Source organism: Isoptericola sp. NPDC060257 (assembly GCF_042726645.1).
GTDB classification, from domain to species: domain Bacteria; phylum Actinomycetota; class Actinomycetes; order Actinomycetales; family Cellulomonadaceae; genus Isoptericola; species Isoptericola nanjingensis.
The window spans coordinates 1-2,942 of the sequence record NZ_JBHXAW010000390.1 but is presented as its reverse complement, the minus strand read 5'-3'; the positions used below and the strand labels follow the sequence as shown (position 1 = coordinate 2,942).

Genomic DNA, 2,942 nt, shown 5'->3' with positions numbered 1-2,942 from the left:
CCGCGAGGTAGTACTACCTCGCGGAGCTTCGTACTACCTCGCCGGCAGGGGGACTACCTCGCGGGCGGTCAGGCGTCGGTGCGGGCGTGCTCGTCGTCGAAGTTGCCGGTGACGAGGAACGTGATGCGGCGCGCGACGGAGACGCCGTGGTCGCCGAACCGCTCGTAGTAGCGGCCGAGCAGCGTGACGTCGACGGTCTCCTGCGTGGTGCCGGGCCACTCCGGGTCGAGCGTCGCGGCGAAGGTGTCCTGGTGCAGGGCGTCCAGGAGGTCGTCGTCCTGCTGCACCTCCGCGGCGAGGGCGACGTCGCGCGTGGCGAGCAGCGCCGTCGTGCGCTGCGCGACGTGCACCGCCGCGCCGTGCATCTTGACGAACGTCTCGCGGGCGGGCGCGGGCACGGCCTGGGCGGGGTACCGCCCGCGGGCGATCTCGGCGACGTGCCGGGCGAGGTCGCCCATCCGCTCGAGCGAGGCGCTGATGCGCAGCGCGGAGATGACGACCCGCAGGTCGGTGGCGACGGGCTGCTGCTGGGCCAGCAGGTGCACGCAGCGCTCGTCGAGCTCGCTCTCGAGCCGGTCGATCGCGTGGTCGGAGGCGATCACCTCCTGCGCGAGCTGGTGGTCGGCCTCCAGCAGGGCGTCGCCCGCGCGCCGGATGGCCGACTCGACGAGCCGGCTCATCTCGATGAGGTCGTCACCGACCTGGCGCAGCTCGGCCTCGAAGATCTCTCGCATCGCAGTCCTCTCGGGGTAATAGGTCTGCTGCCAGCCTGACACGGCCTGTGGACGGGCCGGGGGCGCCCAGGTGAACTCCGGGAGGGTCGGAGGTGAACAGTGGGCGACGGCTCGCTGAGCAGTTCCGCTCCGCGACGGATTCCCGGGACACCGCGACCTACGCTTGTCTCGTGGACGGAATCATCCAGGGCGTGACCGCGGTCGTCGCGGGCATCTTCGGGGTCGTGGTGGGCGTGATCGCGACCCTCGCCTTCCGCTTCTCCGAGCGTGTCCAGCGCCGGTCGCCCGAGGCAGCCCCCGCCGAGCTCGACGAGGGGCTCGTCCGCGTGCTGGCGGTGCTGCGGTCGGCCGCGGTGGTCCTGGACGAGGACGACGACGTCGTGCGGGCGTCCCCTCCGGCGTACGCGCTGGGCGTGGTGCGCAACGACGCCCTGCAGCACCCGGCGATCGTCGACCTGGTGCGCGAGGTGCGTCGGGACGGCGTGATCCGCGAGAAGGAGCTGGAGCTGCCGCGCGGCCCGATCGGGTCGGGCACGGTGCTGCTGCAGGTCCGGGTGGCGCCCGTCGGCCCGGACAAGCTGCTCGTGCTCGCCGAGGACCGCACCGAGGCCCGCCGCGTCGAGGCCATCCGCCGCGACTTCGTCGTCAACGTCTCGCACGAGCTCAAGACGCCGGTAGGGGCGCTCGCCCTGCTGGCGGAGACGGTGCAGGACGCCGCGGACGACCCGGTCGCGGTGCGGCGCTTCGCCGAGCGCATGCAGGCGGAGGCGCAGCGCCTGTCCGCCCTGGTGCACGAGATCATCGAGCTGTCCCGGCTGCAGGTGGCGGGCGCGCTGCAGGAGGTCACGACGATCCCGGTGCGCGACGTCGTCGCCGAGGCCGTGGACCGCGCCCGCACCACCGCGCAGGCGAAGAACATCACGATCACGGTCGGCGGCTCGGCCGACGTCCTCGTGTACGGCGACCACAACCTGCTCGTCACCGCGGTGCGCAACCTGCTCGACAACGCCGTCGCCTACTCGCCGGAGAACACCCGCGTGGGGCTGGGGGTGCGCGTGCGGCGCGGCCTGGTCGAGATCGACGTCGTCGACCAGGGCGTGGGCATCGCCCCCGACGAGCACGACCGGGTCTTCGAGCGCTTCTACCGCGTCGACCCGGCACGCTCGCGCGACACGGGCGGCACCGGCCTGGGCCTGAGCATCGTCAAGCACGTGGCGGCCGACCACGGCGGCGACGTGCAGATCTGGTCCGAGCCGGGCAAGGGCTCGACGTTCACCCTGCGCATCCCCGCGGCCGACGTGCCGCAGGAGCTCGCGCAGGGCGACCCGGAGCTCACCGCGGGTCACGCCGACCAGCACGACCATCAGCACACCCATCAGCACACCCATCAGCACACCCATCAGCACACCCATCAGCACAACCGAGGCACGACGGACGAGGAGGTAGGTGCGTGACGCGCATCCTGGTGGTCGAGGACGAGGAGTCCTACCGGGACCCCCTGACATATCAGCTCACCCGCGAGGGTTTCGAGGTCGTGGAGGCCTCGAACGGGGTCGACGCGCTGGCCGCCTACGACGACGGCGGCGCCGACCTGGTGCTGCTCGACCTCATGCTGCCCGGTCTGTCCGGCACGGAGGTGTGCCGGGAGCTGCGGCAGCGCGGCGACGTGCCCGTCATCATGCTCACGGCCAAGGACTCCGAGATCGACAAGGTCGTGGGCCTCGAGCTGGGCGCCGACGACTACGTCACCAAGCCGTACTCCTTCCGCGAGCTGCTGGCCCGCATGCGCGCGGTGATGCGCCGGCGCGGCCCTGCGGCCCCCGAGGCGGCCTCGAACGGGCACGACGACGACGGCGAGCCCGTGCTCGAGGTCGGCCCGGTGCGGATGGACGTGGAGCGGCACACCGTCACGGTGGGCGGCGGCGCGGTGTCGCTGCCGCTCAAGGAGTTCGACCTGCTGGAGCTGCTGCTGCGCAACGCCGGCCGGGTGCTCACCCGCGGGCAGCTCATCGACCGGGTCTGGGGTGCGGACTACGTGGGCGACACGAAGACGCTCGACGTTCACGTGAAGCGCATCCGCTCCAAGATCGAGGCCGACCCGGGGGCACCGCAGCTCCTGCTCACCGTCCGCGGCCTGGGCTACAAGCTGGCGGACGAGCCCGCCTGACCCTGCCGAGGTAGTACGAGATCCGCCGAGGTAGGACGGGC

Annotated in this window: 3 protein-coding genes; 2 read left to right on the top strand and 1 reads right to left on the bottom strand. The window is 72.3% G+C overall.

The window, feature by feature from the left end:
• Positions 1-68: 68 nt before the first annotated feature.
• Positions 69-734 carry a phosphate signaling complex protein PhoU gene (gene phoU, locus ACFWEK_RS20415; RefSeq protein WP_430548222.1) on the bottom strand — a complete coding sequence of 222 codons (666 nt, stop codon included), beginning with the start codon at positions 732-734 and terminating at the stop codon, positions 69-71.
• Between the two features lie 170 nt (positions 735-904).
• Between phoU and ACFWEK_RS20410 the strand changes: the two genes are divergently transcribed.
• Together ACFWEK_RS20410 and ACFWEK_RS20405 are read left to right on the top strand one after the other, a co-directional pair.
• Entirely contained in the window at positions 905-2,188 is a 1,284-nt protein-coding gene (locus tag ACFWEK_RS20410; protein WP_430555223.1) for a sensor histidine kinase, read from the top strand.
• Positions 2,185-2,901, top strand: coding sequence for a response regulator transcription factor (locus tag ACFWEK_RS20405; protein ID WP_430555222.1), 717 nt, complete (start codon positions 2,185-2,187; stop codon positions 2,899-2,901). The genes ACFWEK_RS20410 and ACFWEK_RS20405 overlap by 4 nt, the downstream gene beginning before the upstream one ends.
• The last annotated feature ends 41 nt before the right edge of the window (positions 2,902-2,942 follow it).